This is a genomic window from Ureibacillus sp. 179-F W5.1 NHS, assembly GCF_045369345.1.
Classification (GTDB): domain Bacteria; phylum Bacillota; class Bacilli; order Bacillales_A; family Planococcaceae; genus Ureibacillus; species Ureibacillus halotolerans.
On the sequence record NZ_JBIQFG010000002.1, the window covers coordinates 25566 to 43199 of the forward strand.

Annotated in this window: 18 protein-coding genes and 1 riboswitch; of the genes, 16 read left to right on the top strand and 2 right to left on the bottom strand. The window is 35.0% G+C overall.

Annotated features, from left to right (window positions below; all coding sequences use genetic code 11):
* The first annotated feature begins 18 nt into the window (after positions 1–18).
* The 12 genes from resA to ACH0B5_RS01465 all read left to right on the top strand — a co-directional run bounded on the left by resA (position 19) and on the right by ACH0B5_RS01465 (position 12608).
* Positions 19–564, top strand: coding sequence for a thiol-disulfide oxidoreductase ResA (gene resA, locus ACH0B5_RS01410; RefSeq protein ID WP_122972874.1), 546 nt, complete (start codon positions 19–21; stop codon positions 562–564).
* A 5-nt stretch (positions 565–569) separates the two neighbouring features.
* Complete coding sequence (locus tag ACH0B5_RS01415; protein ID WP_122972875.1) at positions 570–2237, top strand: cytochrome c biogenesis ResB family protein; 1668 nt, start codon at positions 570–572, stop codon at positions 2235–2237.
* The gene (ccsB, locus tag ACH0B5_RS01420) at positions 2234–3421 is read left to right on the top strand and encodes a c-type cytochrome biogenesis protein CcsB (RefSeq protein ID WP_122972876.1); all 1188 of its coding nucleotides are present in this window, start codon (positions 2234–2236) and stop codon (positions 3419–3421) included. The genes ACH0B5_RS01415 and ccsB overlap by 4 nt, the downstream gene beginning before the upstream one ends.
* Before the next feature lie 210 nt (positions 3422–3631).
* Positions 3632–4348: a response regulator transcription factor gene (locus tag ACH0B5_RS01425; RefSeq protein ID WP_122972877.1), complete on the top strand. Its 717-nt coding sequence runs from the start codon at positions 3632–3634 to the stop codon at positions 4346–4348.
* On the top strand, positions 4341–6116 hold the full coding sequence (locus ACH0B5_RS01430) for an ATP-binding protein (protein WP_122972878.1): 1776 nt from the start codon (positions 4341–4343) through the stop codon (positions 6114–6116). Before ACH0B5_RS01425 ends, ACH0B5_RS01430 begins: the two co-directional genes overlap by 8 nt.
* Positions 6117–6301: 185 nt before the next feature.
* Positions 6302–6607: a hypothetical protein gene (locus tag ACH0B5_RS01435; protein ID WP_122973031.1), complete on the top strand. Its 306-nt coding sequence runs from the start codon at positions 6302–6304 to the stop codon at positions 6605–6607.
* Between the two features lie 265 nt (positions 6608–6872).
* Positions 6873–7409, top strand: coding sequence for an RNA polymerase sigma factor SigX (locus ACH0B5_RS01440; RefSeq protein ID WP_122973032.1), 537 nt, complete (start codon positions 6873–6875; stop codon positions 7407–7409).
* Positions 7399–8604 carry a hypothetical protein gene (locus tag ACH0B5_RS01445; RefSeq protein WP_122973033.1) on the top strand — a complete coding sequence of 402 codons (1206 nt, stop codon included), beginning with the start codon at positions 7399–7401 and terminating at the stop codon, positions 8602–8604. Before ACH0B5_RS01440 ends, ACH0B5_RS01445 begins: the two co-directional genes overlap by 11 nt.
* A gap of 98 nt (positions 8605–8702) precedes the next feature.
* A riboswitch (FMN riboswitch) is annotated at positions 8703–8869 on the top strand.
* A 255-nt stretch (positions 8870–9124) separates the two neighbouring features.
* Entirely contained in the window at positions 9125–9703 is a 579-nt protein-coding gene (locus tag ACH0B5_RS01450) for an ECF transporter S component (RefSeq protein WP_122973034.1), read from the top strand.
* Positions 9704–9966: 263 nt separating this feature from the next.
* Positions 9967–10362, top strand: coding sequence for a MerR family transcriptional regulator (locus tag ACH0B5_RS01455; RefSeq protein ID WP_122973035.1), 396 nt, complete (start codon positions 9967–9969; stop codon positions 10360–10362).
* Between the two features lie 41 nt (positions 10363–10403).
* The gene (gene glnA, locus ACH0B5_RS01460) at positions 10404–11738 is read left to right on the top strand and encodes a type I glutamate--ammonia ligase (protein ID WP_122973036.1); all 1335 of its coding nucleotides are present in this window, start codon (positions 10404–10406) and stop codon (positions 11736–11738) included.
* Positions 11739–11885: 147 nt separating this feature from the next.
* Positions 11886–12608: a TlpA family protein disulfide reductase gene (locus ACH0B5_RS01465; RefSeq protein WP_122973037.1), complete on the top strand. Its 723-nt coding sequence runs from the start codon at positions 11886–11888 to the stop codon at positions 12606–12608.
* A gap of 53 nt (positions 12609–12661) precedes the next feature.
* On the opposite strand, the gene ACH0B5_RS01470 is transcribed toward ACH0B5_RS01465, so the two are convergent.
* Positions 12662–13438: an enoyl-ACP reductase FabI gene (locus ACH0B5_RS01470; RefSeq protein ID WP_122973038.1), complete on the bottom strand. Its 777-nt coding sequence runs from the start codon at positions 13436–13438 to the stop codon at positions 12662–12664.
* A 197-nt stretch (positions 13439–13635) separates the two neighbouring features.
* Here ACH0B5_RS01470 and ACH0B5_RS01475 point away from each other — a divergent pair, with 197 nt between their 5' ends.
* Together ACH0B5_RS01475 and ACH0B5_RS01480 are read left to right on the top strand one after the other, a co-directional pair.
* A complete protein-coding gene (locus ACH0B5_RS01475; RefSeq protein WP_406927316.1) occupies positions 13636–13977 on the top strand; it encodes a PadR family transcriptional regulator in 342 nt (113 codons plus the stop codon).
* Positions 13961–14632, top strand: coding sequence for a DUF1129 family protein (locus ACH0B5_RS01480; RefSeq protein ID WP_406927317.1), 672 nt, complete (start codon positions 13961–13963; stop codon positions 14630–14632). The genes ACH0B5_RS01475 and ACH0B5_RS01480 overlap by 17 nt, the downstream gene beginning before the upstream one ends.
* 52 nt (positions 14633–14684) lie before the next feature.
* Here the strand turns inward: ACH0B5_RS01480 and ACH0B5_RS01485 are convergent, their stop codons facing one another.
* The gene (locus ACH0B5_RS01485; protein WP_097072328.1) at positions 14685–14933 is read right to left on the bottom strand and encodes a ferredoxin; all 249 of its coding nucleotides are present in this window, start codon (positions 14931–14933) and stop codon (positions 14685–14687) included.
* 105 nt (positions 14934–15038) lie between these two features.
* Here ACH0B5_RS01485 and ACH0B5_RS01490 point away from each other — a divergent pair, with 105 nt between their 5' ends.
* Complete coding sequence (locus ACH0B5_RS01490) at positions 15039–16070, top strand: YpbB family protein (RefSeq protein ID WP_122973041.1); 1032 nt, start codon at positions 15039–15041, stop codon at positions 16068–16070.
* Between the two features lie 2 nt (positions 16071–16072).
* Positions 16073–17518, top strand: a complete 1446-nt coding sequence (locus ACH0B5_RS01495; RefSeq protein WP_122973042.1) for a RecQ family ATP-dependent DNA helicase — start codon at positions 16073–16075, stop codon at positions 17516–17518.
* Positions 17519–17634 lie beyond the last annotated feature (116 nt).

Genomic DNA, 17634 nt, shown 5'->3' on the forward strand with positions numbered 1-17634 from the left:
CTGGGGAGGAACCTGTAAATGGATAAAAAAAGAAAACGTTCTATATATCGCGGTGTTATCCTCGTTGTTCTTTTAGCTGCAATCGTCTATACAGTTTATAGTACAGCAACTAAGGATAAGGTAGAAGTTTTACAAGTAGGGGACAAAGCGCCAGATTTTGAACTTGTTGATTTATATAATGGCGATTTAAAACATCGACTTTCAGATTATGAAGGAAAAGGAGTCTTCTTAAATTTCTGGGGAACTTGGTGTAAGCCATGTAAGAAAGAAATGCCTGCTATGTCAAATCAATATGCCATTTATAAAGAACAAGGCGTTGAAGTATTAGCAGTAAACATTGCCCAAACTGAATTTGAAGTGAAAAACTTTATTGAAAGTTTAGATGTACACTTTCCAGTTGCAATTGACCCTACGAAGAGTGTAATGACGGCTTATAATGTTGATTTGTTGCCAGCGACTATCTTAATTAATCCAGAAGGTGAAGTTGAGAAAATTATTACTGGTGAAATGAACGAACAACAAATCGCTTCCTATATGGAATCAATTAAGCCAGAACAGGAGTAATTCAAATGGGAAAAATTATTTGTGCTTGCGGTCATGAAAACCCAGAAGGTACTTTGCTTTGTGAAAAGTGTGGCCAACCTTTAACTGAAGAAGGTAAAAAGAGTAAAATTTTAAATATGCGATATGATGGTATCGCAATTCGATCGAAAACGAGAAATAAATCGATTGTCGATAAAATTTGGAATTTCTTTTCAAGTGTAAAAGTAGGGGTAACTTTAATTATTATTAACCTCGTTGCTGCTTCGATTGGAACGATTTTCCCACAAGAATTTTATGTTAGTGTTTCAACGGAGGAGCAAAAGGCTGCATATTATGAAGAAACTTATGGCTCCCTTGGGAAGCTTTATTATGAATTAGGGCTATCCAATGTTTATAGTTCATGGTGGTTCCAAATATTAGTGGGAATGCTGGCGATTTCGATTATTGTTGCCAGTATCGATAGAGGTCTACCATTACATCGCTCTTTAAAAAATCAACGTGTTAAACGACATGTTAGTTTTATGAAGCGACAACGTATCATTGCGGAAGGTCCTGTTACAGAAGGGGATTCATCCAAAACTTTAAATTTAATAGAAGAAAAAATGAAAGCGTTAAAATATAAAGTTCGCCGAGATGGCAATGCGCTTTTAGCTGAACGTGGTCGTTTTGCCCGTTATGGCCCTTACATAAACCATGTTGGTTTGATCATATTCTTGTTTGGTGTGATGCTTCGACTTGTACCTGGTTTTTATGTGGATGAATCGATGTGGATTCGAGAAGGAGAAACTCGGGCAGTTCCAGGAATGGATGGTTACTTTATCGAAAATGAAGATTTCATTTTAGAAATGCACGATAATGAAAAGACAGAAAACCAAGAGTTGCAAGGTGTTAATGTCGTAGCGAAAAACTATCAAACTGATGTGAAATTATATAAACAGTCTGAAGATGCAATTCCGGGTCAAGCTGAAAATTTAGAGTTAGTAGAAGAATACTCCATTCGAGTCAATCATCCTTTACAACATGATGGATTTTCCTTTTATCAAATGGATTTCCGTTTAAATGAACTGAAAACGATGAACTTCGAGCTAACAAATAAGGAAACAGGCGAATCTTTAGGTGCTGTTAGTATCGATCTAACAAATCCTCAAAAAGAATATGTATTGAATGATCAAACAAAAGTAGAATTATTAGGTTTCTATCCTGACTTCTCAGGATTTGAAAATGGAGAACCGCAAACAGCTACACCAACCCCTAATAATCCAGCATTTATATTTAAAATGGTAACACCTGATAAACCAGAAGGGGAAGTAAGCTTTGTAGCGATTCAGCAAACAATTGAACCAAATGGTAATAACACGTATAAAATGGAATTCCAAAGTGTTGAAACTAGAGATATGTCTGGTTTAACTGTGCATAAAGATAGTACCATTCCAATTTTAGCAATTGGTGGCGTTATTTTTATGTTAGGTGTAGTCATCGGTTCTTATTGGAATCACCGACGTGTTTGGGTGGAACAATTGGAAGATGGTACAATTCGCCTTGCAGCCCATACAAACAAAAACTGGTTTAGTATAAAGAAAGATTTAAATGCTTTATCAGATTTTGCCCACTTGCCTCCATACATTGATCAAGGAGAAGAGGATAAAGATGGCGAAGGTGAAGGAAAAGAAAAGGAAGGTGACAGCACTTTATGAGTTTAATTGATATAAGTGGAAATCTGTTATTTGTTGCATTTGTTGCTTATTTAGTTGGAACATTTTTCTTCGGTGGAGCGATTAAAAGTTCAAAACCGGATGGTGCAGCAAAACGTGCTGACAAATGGGGCAAATTAGCGATGATCGTAACGATTATCGGATTTTTAGCCCACTTAAGTTACTTTATTACGCGATGGATTTATACAGGACATGCACCTGTAAGTAACATGTTTGAATTTACGACTGCATTTGGTATGTTTATCATTGCTGCTTTCATTCTTATTTACTATATGTATCGTTTAACTGCCCTTGGGCTTATAGCATTACCGATTGCGCTATTAATTATCGGTTATGCGGCTATGTTCCCGAATGATGTGGATCCATTAGTGCCATCATTACAAAGTCATTGGTTAACGATTCACGTTATTACGGCTGCCCTTGGTCAATCGGTTCTAGCAATTAGTGCAGTTGCAGGATTGTTGTACTTACTAAAAGATACCGATCCTCAAGTGAAATCAAAAGGCCGTTTCTGGTTAGAAGCTGTTCTTTATTTTATGGTTTTAGTAATTGGATTTATTTTAGCAACAGTGATTTTCAAAAGTATTGGTTATGAAGCAGCGTTTACTTATGTGGATAAAGAAGGAGCACAACAAGAAATCACATACAATATGCCAGCTGTTTTCGGAATGAATGAATACGTACTATTAACGGATGACGTGATGGAACCGTTTGTTGAAACAGCGCCAGTTATTAATGCGCAAAAATTAACAACTGTATTTTGGTCATTTGTGTTCGGTTCAATTCTTTATATTTTAATCCGATTAATTACTCGTCGAAGTATTTTAAGTATGCTTCATCCATTAGTTAAAAAAGTAAATTTAAATTTATTAGATGAAATTGGTTATCGTTCTGTATTAATTGGTTTCCCTATATTCAGTTTAGGTGCCCTTGTATTTGCCATGATTTGGGCGCAAGAAGCGTGGGGCCGTTTCTGGGGATGGGATCCAAAAGAAGTATGGGCGCTTATCACATGGTTATTCTATGCGGCATACTTACATTTACGTTTATCTAAAGGTTGGGAAGGTAAAAAATCCGCATGGCTTGCATGTATCGGCTTTGCCATCATTCTTTTCAACTTAATAGTTGTAAACTTAGTAATTGCAGGTTTACATTCTTACGCTTAAGAGTAAGTTAACGGATGAAAGTTCTTCTCATTAATGGGAAGAACTTTCTTTATAGAATTTAGTTTTTCAAATAATCATACAATTTTTCTCTAATCTATTTTCAAAAATCTTTCAAAACGACATAACTGTGGAAGTTTTGTTATATCTCCTTTAAATTTTTAATATGAAAATGTACAATAGTAAAGAGAAAGAATGAGAGGGGTAAAACCTATGTCTGAAAATATTTCTGTATTAGTAGTAGATGATGAAGACCGTATTCGACGTTTATTAAAAATGTATTTAGAACGTGAAGGGTATGAAGTAGATGAAGCTGAAAATGGTGAAATCGCCCTTACAATGGCTTTAGAGAAAGACTATCATTGTATACTATTGGACATTATGATGCCTGAAAAAGATGGACTACAAGTATGTTCAGAATTACGAGAAAAGAAAACAACACCTATCATATTATTAACTGCTAAAGGTGAAGAAGCTAACAGAGTACAAGGTTTCGAACTAGGTGCAGATGATTATATTGTAAAACCATTTAGTCCTCGTGAAGTTGTATTACGTGTTAAAGCAATTTTACGTCGTTCAGCTGTGTTTTCACCCGTTTCAAGTCCGTCTACTTCAAAGGATCTAGTGGTTTTCCCACATTTAACTATCGATCATGATGCACATCGTGTTACTGCCGATGGTACGGAAGTAAACTTAACGCCAAAAGAATACGAGCTGTTATATTTTTTAGCTAAATCTCCAGATAAAGTATTTGACCGAGAACAATTATTAAAAGAAGTTTGGCATTACGATTTCTTTGGTGATTTACGAACAGTCGATACCCATGTAAAACGTTTACGCGAAAAACTAAATCGAGTATCGGAGAATGCAGCGAAGATGATTGTAACGGTTTGGGGCGTAGGTTATAAATTTGAGGTAATCAATGATTAAAATATGGAGAAGTATTGTCGGGAAGCTATGGATTACCATATTGCTTCTCGTTTCATTTGTATTGTTCGTATTTACGGTTTTAATGTTGGAGTTTTTAGAAGATTATCATCGTGAACAAGCAGAAAAATCTTTAAGCCAAACAGCCTCTACGATTGCTAGTATCGTTGATAATTATGATTTAGAGCAGTTAACAGATGAAATTATCGAAGAAATGTTAACGGAGGATACCAATGCTTTCCTTGCTTCAAATGAAAGAAAAGTCGTTTCATCCTTTCAAACAGCAACAAACGAAGAAGTAATTCAAAATAGTATTATAAAAAACAAAGCCTTCGATAAAATTTATGAATCGGATAAACCAATTATCGATGAAATGATTTTACCTTCTCAAACGGATGAAGAGAAAATGGAAACTTATGTTGTATTAAGTTATCCATTAAAAAGTGATGATGAAGTTCACGGGGCAATTTTCATCTATCAAAATCCAAAGGCATTGCATGAAACATCCCAGGAAACGACGAAAATCGTTTTCCTTTCAGCTTTTATTGCCTTTGTTTTAACAACGTTTTTTGCCTTCTTCCTATCTTCCCGTATTACATGGCCATTACGTAAAATGCGTGAACACGCCTTTGAATTGGCAAAAGGGAGATTTGATGAAACGTTGCCTACTACTCAAAATGATGAAATTGGCCAATTAGCCGTTGCTTTTAATCAAATGGGTAGACAATTAAAGCATCATTTAGAAGTGATTAACCAGGAGAAAGAACAGTTAGCAAGTGTTTTAACTTCAATGACCGATAGTGTGATTACATTTAACCGGGATCGTACGATATTATTAAGTAACCCTCCTGCTGATAAATTACTTCAAAAATGGTTTATAGGGAAAAAAGGGCAAAATGACAGTCCTATTCCTAAGGAAATTTTTGAAATGCTAGATCATGTATTAAATTTTGAAGATAAGCTAGAAGAAGACCTTGAAATAGGTGGTTCCTACTATCGAATTACGATTAGTCCATTAAAAAATAGTGAACTATCCATTCGTGGGGCCATTGCGGTCATTCGCGATATGACCGAACAATCCCGTCTTGAAAAATTACGTTCCGATTTTATTGCGAATGTGTCCCATGAACTTCGAACACCTATTGCGATGTTGCAAGGGTATTCTGAAGCGTTATTAGATGATGTAGTGTCCAACGAAGAAGAACGGAGTGAAATGACTCGCATCATTTATGATGAATCTCAACGAATGGGACGTTTAGTTAATGACTTGTTAGATTTAGCTCGCATGGAATCGGGATATACAAATTTATTTAAAGACGAAGTTCCGATTGTGCATGCTATTGAAAGAATTACGCAAAAATTTACCCAGGTTGCAAAGGAAAGGAAAGTTCATCTTCAATTTAAGACAGAGTTGTCTGAGGATGTTCAAATAAGTATGGATGAAGATCGAATTGAACAGGTGTTAACGAATTTAATTGATAATGCGATTCGACATACTTCCGAACAGGGAAGTGTAACGGTTTCCTTAACGCAAGAATTATCCTATGCAAAAATCCAAGTTTCGGATACTGGTGAGGGAATTCCGCAAGACGATCTACCTTATGTTTTTGAACGTTTTTATAAAGCGGACAAAGCTCGAACACGTTCTAAAGGGGGAACAGGGTTAGGTCTTGCCATTGCGAAAAACATCGTCGAAGCCCATAAAGGGAATATTCATGTAGATAGTATAGTTGGAGAAGGAACTACTTTCACCTTCTTTTTACCATTATAAGAAAAGTGATAAGGCTAGAAACGTCAATGTTTCTAGCCTTTTTTATATTGGAAGAACGACATTAAATAGCCCCTTTTTCCAATTGTTAAAAAACATCATTATTTAGAAGTTTTTTCGGAAATAATATTCATAAGATAAAGAGATATCGTAGAAAACCAAATTGTGTGGAAAGGGGAATAGTTGAAATGGGGCATGTTCTCGATCTATTTCAAGATTTGATAAATGAATGTACGAGTGTACAAGAAGAAATTCACAAACTTAATTCTTTAGAATCGGATTTAAAGACTAAAAAGCTGGTACTTCAAAGTGCAGCTAATTTATCGAGTAATCAATCAGATATTGAATACTTTCATTCGGAAATTCAAAAGGTATATATAGAACAACAGAGAGTTACAAAAGAAAAAGCGCAACAACAAATGCGTTATCGAGATTTAGTAAGAAGAGTCAATGTAATTGAAACAGTCGCAAAACAATTTGAGCAAAAGGAATAGTCAGTTTCGTGGACTGTTTATCGTCAAATAAAAATTGTTCTTTATTTTAGTTGTACCATTATATGTAAAACCATTAAAATAAAGGTTGTCCTTAAAGATTGTAGTGAAATGGACAACCTTTTCCTTTATTTTATGTATATCATTGATATTTGCACTTATAATGACCATATAGAATAATTTTAATAGAAATTATAAAATATCTTGAATTAATGAAACTTTTCTATGTTGTATACGACAAAATTACTAGGAACGGAGGACTGATAGTTTGAAAGAGTCCATATTCCATCGTTTGTATGAATTGTACCATCAAGATGTCTTTCAATTTTTAATTTATTTAGTTAAAAATCGAACCATTGCAGAAGATTTATCCCATGAAGTATATGTAAGAGTATTAAAATCCTACGAGCGATTTCAGGGGAGAAGCTCAGAGAAAACATGGCTATTTGCCATTGCAAAAAATGTAGCCATCGACTATTTTAGAAAAAATACTGTTCGTTCTTCCCACAGTTTTAATGCTTTTAATTGGGAAACAGAACAACTCGTATCACCAACTAAATCTCCTGAAAGTTTTACCGAGCTCAATGACGAAATGCAGCAGTTATTAACCGCTTTAGAAAAATGTACTGGTGATCAAAAGATGGTCATCATTATGAGATATTTCCAAGAATTATCTATATCGGAAACAGCAGCGGTTTTAAATTGGACGGAAGGAAAAGTTAAAACAACACAACATCGGGCCATTAAACAACTTCGTGAGTTATTAACAACATCCAAAAAGGAGGCGAATCAACATGACTCATGACCAATGGGATGACGACAAAATTGAAAATCTATTATCCAATGTACCGAAAATTCATGATCAACGTTCAAAAGATGAAGTCCTCCAACGACTAAAGGAAGATGGACTTTTTGATGAGGAGCCTTTGAAGAAAACTAGAAAGAAATTTAATTGGATACCGATGGCCATTTCAATAGCTGCAGTCTGTTTAATCGCTATATTAGTTCCGTCAATGATGAACCAACATACTTCTGAAGAAACTACCGTAATGGATCGAGCAGACGATTCCTCTAGTGTTTCTAAGAACTCTATGATTGAATCAGAGGAATCGAAATCTAGTGAAGAAATGAATATAATGGGAACTGAGATGGCTGATCTTCGTACAGCTGTTTATCCTGATCAAATTGAAGGAAATACGATATTTAAATTAGGATTAGCTAGTGATGCTGCAGATAGTATCCCTGTAACCGTTTTAATTCCAAATGAAAGAATTCAGGAGGATTTTGGTAATAGTCAACCTACAGGGGTTGAGCTATATAACAAATATGCACCATTGTTTAACGAAGAGGCTATTGGATTTCATAATTATCATCCGTATGACGGGGAAATTACTGAACGGGATAATCAAGTTGTTCACACATTACCAAGTGATCAATTATATGATGTTGGAACTGGTTCACTTACAACTTATACAGCATCACTAGTAGATACATTTGGAGATCATTATGATGAAGTTGTTCAATTAGATGAAACTGGTTCACCCTTTATATTCAGTGAAGTAGGAGAATCATCACCAATTCCATTGAATGGTGAAACGACTCAATACAACTATTATCAATTTACACAGCCAGATGGTCAGAGCTATTTAGTGCCTAACTTTAGAGCTTTTTATTCAACCGTAGAAGAAGCGATTCTTACAATGAAAGAAAACACAAATGATGTTTATCAATCCGTTATTGTTCCGGATGTTGATTACGATGTAACGGTTGAACAGGATGTGGTTACTGTAACATTCACTGAACAATTGGATTTAATGACTCTTGATCAACAACAAGCGATGAAAATGATTGAAGGAATTTTATTAACCGCAGCAAATTTCAATATGAACGTACAATTTAAAAATGTAACCCAAACCGAATGGCAAGGTTTTGATTTTACTACAACATTACCAATGCCGGTCGGTGCAAATGAAATACCATATTCAACAGTTTTTCAATAAATAGCGTTTGAAAATAGGAAATAAAAGGAAAAGTTTTTCCTATTGAACTATCTTTACAATATTTCAATTTCGAGATATAATGTTAAAAAATAATATTGATTCATCTTCGGGGCAGGGTGAAATTCCCGATCGGCGGTAATAGAAACTCATTCTCTTTTACATCGGAGGATTGCAATATAGTTTCTTAAGCCCGCGAGCTCAACTTAGAGCAGGATTTGGTGTGATTCCAAAGCCGACAGTATAGTCTGGATGGGAGAAGGTGAAGGTACGGTCTCTATATTCGTTTGTGGATAGGAAACTGTATGTGGAAGTATCGTTTGTACATTGTCGTATAACTTTACTTTTATTTAGCGTACCCTTTATAATACGCTTGTTTTCGCATACTTATTTTCTTATTTTTAATGTGCCTATTTCTCCCTTATGCAATTTTGCATAAGGGATTTTTCATGGAGAAGGCGAATATAGATGAAGGCTGTCCTTTCTTCTTGCGGGTTGAATCAGCAAAGAGGAGAGAAAGTAAATGAAAAATCAAAACCTTAAGTTACGTTCTTTTGTAACGATTGCCATGTTAAGTAGTATTTCTTTTATTCTGATGCTAATAAACTTCCCTTTACCGGGCTTCCCGGTATTTTTACAAATCGACTTTAGTGATACACCAGCTTTAATCGCAGCAATTACAATGGGACCGTTAGCTGGAATTTTAGTCGAACTGTTTAAAAATGTATTAGATTGGATTTTCTCAGGGACACCAACAGGGGTTCCGGTAGGTCATATGGCCAACTTTGTTACAGGTATTTTATTTATTTTACCTGTCTACTATCTTTATAAAAAGATACCTAAACTAGAAGGATTAATTTTAGGGTTAGCCGCAGGTACAGTCATTATGTCAGTAGGAATGAGTCTATTAAACTATGTAGCCTTTTTACCTATGTATTCTTACTTCCTTGGATGGGGTACTTTTGATATGAAAGAAACGATTGTGTTAGGTATTTTACCATTTAACTTTATAAAAGGAATTATGCTCATGATTGTAACGGTTTTATTATTCCGTACAATGAAAGTTTGGATCGAAAATCAACGAGCACAATATTTACTATAAATCAAAAGTTGTTCATTCATGTCATAAACTATGACGATAATGAACAGCTTTTTTATTTGAAAAAATTGATACAGAATGGCCCAACGTGAAAGCGTTGGGTTTTTTCGTTTTTTATGTCGTAAGCCCTTGATTATATAGGGAATTCGTTCCATCTAAAATTGCGATAAAAAAAATCTAAATTTCATATGTTATTTTTTCTAACATAGTATTGCTATTATACATAACATAGTTTAAAATAATGCTATGAAAGGGAGGAGATGTCGATGAGTCGAGAGTTTCGAAGAGCAATGCCGTTACTCCCTATTAGCATGGTAATGCAATTAACGGAGTTAACTGCGAGACAAATTCGATATTACGAGGAACATAAATTAATTGAGCCTGCAAGGTCAGAAGGCAATCGTAGAATGTTCTCATTAGATGATGTAGATGCATTATTAGAAATTCGTGAACTTCTCGATCAAGGGATTAACATGGCAGGAATTAAAAAAGTTTTTGATATGAGAAAAAACAACAATGTGAAATCTTCTAACAAACTATCTATTTCTGACGCAGAACTCCGCGCGATTTTACGTGAGGAAATGCAACAGGCACAAATTATGCAAAAGGCATCATTAAGGCAAGGGGATTTATCTCGCTTTTTTCAAGTAAAGGGTGAGTAAATTATATTTTTTAATTTAAAATTTTAGGAGTGTGGAAAAAGATGGCTAAGTACACAAAAGAAGACATTAAACAAATTGTGAAAGATAAAGGCGTAAAATATATTCGCCTACAATTTACAGACATTTTAGGTACGATTAAAAACGTAGAAATTCCTTTAAGCCAATTAGATAAGGCTTTAGATAACAAAATGATGTTTGACGGATCTTCCATTGAAGGTTTTGTACGTATTGAGGAATCAGATATGTACTTACAACCGGATTTAGATACTTTTGTTATCTTCCCTTGGACAGCGGAAAAAGGGAAAGTAGCCCGATTAATTTGTGATATTGTAAATCCGGATGGTACACCATTTGCTGGTGACCCACGCTCAAACTTAAAACGTGTATTAGGTAACATGGAAGAACTAGGATTTACAAGTTTCAACTTAGGACCAGAGCCAGAATTCTTCTTATTTAAATTAGATGAAAAAGGTAACCCAACTCTTGAATTAAATGATGATGGAGGATACTTCGACTTAGCACCAACTGACCTAGGTGAAAACTGCCGTCGTGATATCGTGTTAGAATTGGAAGAAATGGGCTTTGAAATTGAAGCTTCTCACCACGAGGTAGCTCCTGGACAACACGAAATTGATTTTAAATATGCAAATGCTATAGAAGCGTGTGATAATATTCAAACTTTCAAATTAGTAGTTAAAACAATCGCTCGTAAACACGGTTTACATGCGACATTTATGCCAAAACCACTATTCGGCGTAAACGGTTCTGGTATGCACTCGAACTTATCATTGTTCAAAGGAAACCAAAATGTATTTTGGGATGAAAATGCAGAATTAGAGCTATCTGATACTGCTCGTGCATTCATGGCAGGTATTATGAAACATGCGAAAGCATTCACAGCTGTAACAAACCCATTAGTAAACTCTTACAAACGTTTAGTACCAGGCTATGAAGCACCATGTTATATTGCTTGGTCTGCTCGTAACCGTTCACCGTTAATTCGTATTCCTGCATCTCGTGGATTATCTACTCGTGTTGAATTACGTTCAGTTGACCCAGCAGCGAATCCTTACTTAGCTTTAGCAGTGCTTTTAGAAGCTGGTTTAGATGGAATCCGTAACGGTTTAACACCTCCTCCTCCAGTAGATCGTAATATTTATGTGATGAATGCGGCTGAGTTGAAAGAAACTGGTATTGAAAGTTTACCGGGATCACTACTAGAAGCTTTACAAGAATTAGAAAAAGATGAAGTGATTAAAGGTGCTCTAGGCGAACATATTTATTCGAACTTTAAAGAGGCGAAAGAAATTGAATATGATATGTTCCGTACAGTTGTACATCCTTGGGAACGCGACCAATATTTAAAAATGTATTAATTTATCGTTGTAAATGCCCCATTGCTAATACTCCACCTATTTTGGAGTATTAGTTAATGGGGTTTTTTATATTTTAAGAACTTTACATGATATTTAATAAAGTTCATATACTAATGATAATCATGCATGAAATAGGAGAGTTATTGATTGAGAAAACAATTATTATCTGCTGTTTTAACGGGGCTCATTGTCATTGTTCTTTTCATTACAATATATACAAATATGGCTGAATCGAAAGGTACTCCACTAACTATTGATGAGGCAATCCAATCGAATCTTTTGCAAGAACTTCCAAGTGAAGACGAAGGGTCTAGAGGAGATAATCCTACTATTTCTTATCGAATCATTGAAGAACCGGTTATCGGTGATACCCATGGAGAAGAAGGACATGCCCATGCTCATGACCATAATGATGCCCATGAAGAGGGAAGTATACAACCAGAAGTTCGAACGATGAATACGAAAGCGCCTGATTTTGAAATGAAAACATTAGCTGGTGACACAGTGAAACTTTCAAATTTAAAGGGAAAAAAAATATTCATTAACTTTTGGGCAACGTGGTGTCCTCCGTGTGTAGAAGAAATGCCTACAATCCAACATTTTTATGAAAGTTATGCTAAAGAACATAATGTAGAAATTTTATCCGTTAATGCGACAGATTTAGAAACGAACAAAGAGAAAGTGAAACAATTTGCAAACAAACATGGTATTACCTTTCCTATTTTATTAGATGAAGACGGGAATACATCCATTGCTTATGAAGTTCTTACAATCCCAACGAGTATTATTGTGAATGAAGAGGGAATTATTGTAGAACAAATTATTGGGCCGGTTACAGAAGAGCTATTATTAGAGAAATTAAGTAAGTAAATGAAAAATAGGACTTCTTTATGCAAAGTATGCATAGTGAAGTCCTAAATTATTTATCCCATAATATTATATCCAGAATCAACGTAAATCGTTTCTCCCGTAACACCGCGTGACAAGTTACTTAACATAACAAGAGTCATATCTGCTACTTCTTCTTGATTTGTATTACGTTTCAATGGAGATAGTTCTTCGATTTTGTGTAATGCTGTGTTAAAGCTTGGTACACCTTTGGCTGCTAACGTACGAATAGCACCTGCAGATATTGCGTTTACACGTATACCTTCGGAACCAAGATCTGATGCAAGATATTTCATTGCAGATTCTAATGCAGCTTTTGCAACACCCATTACATTATATCCTTCAAGCACTCGTTGTCCACCTAAATAACTCATTGTGACGATGGAAGCACCTTCTGTCATATATGGTAGGGCCGCTTTTGCCACTGCAATTAACGAATATGCGCTTGTATCTTGAGCAAAGGCATATCCTTCACGAGATGTTTCAACAAAACGATTTTTTAAATCTTCTGCATGGGCAAAGGCAACGGAATGCACAATTCCATGAATGACACCGAATTGTTCACCAATTTGAGTAAAGGCTTTTGAAATGCTTTCATCACTATTTACATCACATTCGATAACAGCTGTTTTATGTTCTGTATAATCAGCTAAAACTTTTTCAATTTTTCCTTTTGAACGTTCTTTTCGATAAGTAAAGATTACGTTTGCTCCTACTTCTAAAAGCTTCTTTGCAATTCCCCAAGCGATACTACGCTCGTTTGCAACACCCATTACGACAATATTTTTATCTTTTAACTGTAAAATGTCCATCCAATGTACCCCTTTATCGAATAATGTTATATCAGTTATTAGTACCAACTACTAATTTCAGTTTAACAGTTCTATCATTAAAAATCAATGCTATTTAAGTAACTTGCATAACAAAATAGTTGACTGCTATTTTGTTATGCAATATAGTATTAAACAGAGGGTATCTTGTAAAGCAAAATAGTGAGGTGAGAATCGCTTTGTCCATACGAAGTCAGTTGTTAAAAGGTATTTTAGATGGTTGTGTTTTATCGGTTATTGAAAAAGAAGAAGTATACGGCTATGAATTGTCACAAAAACTGCAGCAGCTTGGTTTAAAGGATATAAGTGAAGGTACGATTTATCCCGTATTATTACGTTTGCAAAAAAGTCAGTGGATTAACGGAAAAATGCGACCATCCGATACTGGCCCAAATCGGAAATATTATTCTTTAACCGATGAAGGAAAGGTGGCCCTTGAATCAATTCGTAAGGAATGGGAGCTATTAAGTAGGCCTATTACAAATATATTAAGAGGTGATAAGAATGACGTTAACAATTAAAAAAATGGTGAAACAAAATAATGAAAAACGCAATTTATTAACACCCGAAAATAAAACGTATTATGAAAATATGCTTCTGTATATTCGAACAAATGCATTTAAAGATGAAAAGGCGACGGAAGAAGTGTTGCTGGAAATGTTAGACCACTTACTCGAGGCACAAAAAGAAGGGAAAAAGGCAGAGGAAGTGTTTGGAAAGGCACCTCAACAACTCGCTCAAGATATTATCGAATCCCTTCCGAATGAATCGGTAAAAAAAATAATGGGATTTAGTTTGGAAATCATATTAACATTATTTGGTTGGTATTTAGTGGCTTGGGGTGTTCCGGATTTAATTTTAAAGGAAGGCTCTACAATTTATTTAGGTACGGCTTCAGTCTCTATCGTGTTAATTATTGGAAGCTTAGTCGGTCTCATTTATTTTATATTTGCTGTATTAAAAAAGAATGCATTTACGAGCAAGAAAAAGAAAAACAAAGTTACTTGGGGTTTAGGCATACTATTTGGTTTAGTTTGGGCAGGTGTTATACTTTTAAATATTTTTGTTAAACCTTTTGGACCGGCTATTGATATACATTATTATACTGCCTTCGGACTTGGCTGTTTCTTAATATTAGCATCCTATTTATTTAAAAAAACCCGTGAAGCAAAATAAACAAAAAGGTAGGCAAGGGTAAATCCCTTTCCTACCTTTTTATATGAATGAATTATTCGTATTTTAAAGGATCGCCCTCAAATGATTCGTCTGCTACTTTGATAGAATCTGTCGGACAGCCTTCAAATGCATCTTGCATATCCTCTAGTAGATCTTCTGGTACTTCAGCTGTACCCATGTTATCATCTAAAATAACGAAGGCAATTCCTTCATCATCATAATCATAAATATCTGGGGCTGCAGCACCACAAGCGCCACAAGCAATACATGTATCTTTATCAACAATTGTATATTTTGGCATAGTATTCTCTCCTTTTTAACGTGCGCTCCAATCAAGCTTCTTTTCTATTCTAAAACTGTTTAATCGACTTTTCAACATAATACTACGAAATGGAGGGGTTGATTTTTGATATTTGAACAAATTCTTTTACAAATTTTCCACAATTTCAATCAAGAACGAACGATTTCCGCACCTTTCCATTTACTAAAAGGTAAACGTTCAGGCCAAACAATACAAGATGTGGGAATATATCATTTACATAAGTTTTTTAGTATTTTACCGAAATTGTCAAGACCTCATTACGACGAGAAACTGAATTCATTAATAGAAGAACATTATTTAATCGTCCATGATGAAGGTAGCTATGAGCTGACAGATAGTGCAAGAGAATTTGTAAAGGATGGGGAAAAGTATTATTTTAATGGGTGGTATTATAGAGGGAATGAGCATATTTTTTTTGCTAGACTTTCATTGATTGTGCAATCCCTCTCTCACCATGGGGCAGGTCGAATGTCTTTTACCCCTATTCAAAAGGACGATCATATTCAACATTGGGTTCGACAGTTTTTACTTATAAATCAATATAAAGAAGGTAATTTACAAAAAACGTTATTAGACGAAATAGTGGGGAGTCTTGAAAGTTCAAAAGTAGAAGAACGGGCAAAATCGATTGTCATTAACCGCTTGGCAGGTTTTCAAACGGCTGGCCTTACATGGCAGCAAATCAGTTATCAAGAAAATTTATCTGAAATGGATGTTCAATTAATTTATATTTCTACTTTACATAGTTGGATTACCCAAATTTCAAATCATCCGGAGCAATATTTATTACTAAATCAACTTGCAAAAGATATTCGAGTCGTTATTCCTTTAAGTGGTTCTGCTCATCAAACAGCCGAACTCTTCCGTAAAGGGTATTTAATAGAAGAAATTAGTCATATCCGCCGGTTAAAGGTTAGCACGATTGAAGACCATATCGTTGAAATTGCGATGAATGATCCCGATTTTTCTATCGAACAATTTATTTCGAAAGAAGATATTAAAAAAGTAATGACGGCAGTCGATGATTATAATACGAGAAAACTAAAGATTTTACATGAAGTGGTTCCTCATTTATCCTATTTTCAAATACGACTTGTATTGGCGAGGGGGGAATAACGATGGAACTTGAGAAAGTTTTACAACATCATTTTGGCTATACATCCTTCCGTCCCGGCCAGAAAGAAGTTATTGAGCAAATTGTAAAAGGTAAGGATGTCATTGCGTTGTTGCCTACGGGAATGGGGAAGTCATTATGTTATCAGCTTCCGGGATATATATTTAACAAACCGGTTTTAATCATTTCTCCATTATTATCGTTAATGCAAGATCAAGTTGATCAAATTAAACAACTGAAGGAAAAAAGGGTAGTGGCCTTAAATTCTTTTTTGAACGCCACTCAGAAAAAAGTAACGATACAACATTTACACCAATATCGGTTTATATTTATTTCACCTGAAATGTTATTGCAACCCCAAGTCCAACAGAAGTTAAATTCAATGGAGTTATCATTGATTGTTGTTGATGAAGCTCACTGTATTTCCCAATGGGGATTTGATTTTAGACCAGATTATTTACGAATTGGTGAAGTGATGGATAAAGCGAATCGGCCACCAATTTTAGCTTTATCGGCAACTGCTACACAAAAAGTGTTAGGTGATATCGAATCTTATTTAAAGATGAATGAACCATTTACATTTATTCATACCGTTGATCGTCCGAATATTCATATGGGTAGAGTATTGTTTCAAAACAGAGAGGAAAAATTGGATTGGATTTTGGAACACGTGTTGGAAACAGCAGGTCCGGGAATTATTTATACCCAATCTAGATCAAAAACTGAAAGTATAAGTGAAAGATTGCTTCAAATGGGAATTTCAACGGCTGCCTATCATGGTGGGAAAGATACGTTAGATCGACAATTCATTCAACAACAGTTTATCGACGGTTCCTTAGAATGGATTGTTGCGACGAATGCTTTTGGAATGGGCGTACATAAACAAAATGTTCGGCAAATTATCCATGAATCAATCCCATCGAATGTTGCCAATTATATGCAAGAAATAGGACGAGCAGGCCGAGATGGAAAGGATGCTCTTGCAATTCTTCTTTTTGCGGATGGAGACGATGAGTTTGCGAAATTTGTCGGAATCGATGATTTTCCAAATGAAGTACACGTAGATCTTTATCTAGAGTATCGTAGGAGGAATGAATCCCCTTCAACTATGATTCAAAATGGGGAAATTTCTGAGACGGCATATCGAGTGTTAGATTATTGGATGCACCAAATCCATCCAAATGAAGTGAAACATCAATTATTAACGATGAAAACTGATAAAATAAGAGCTGTTGAAGAAGTAGTCAATTTAATTCGAACAAAAAGTTGCATGAGAGAAAAGCTTGTCCACTATTTTGGACAAAATTTAATGGAAAAACCATCAGATTGTTGTGAATGTTGTGGGTTAGATTATCACAATATTATTCAAAAACGGGAAAGTTTCGAACAGGATGAAACGGCTGTTTCTTGGAAAAAAAGACTCGAAACGATTCTTTTAGGTTTTTCGTAAATATATGTTAAAAATATCGATTTGTCGACAAAAATCTATTAAAATATTCACCTCGATTATTTACATTTTAAAGAAATTTCGTCATAATTAGAGAAAGATAGTTTTGGAGGTGGCAC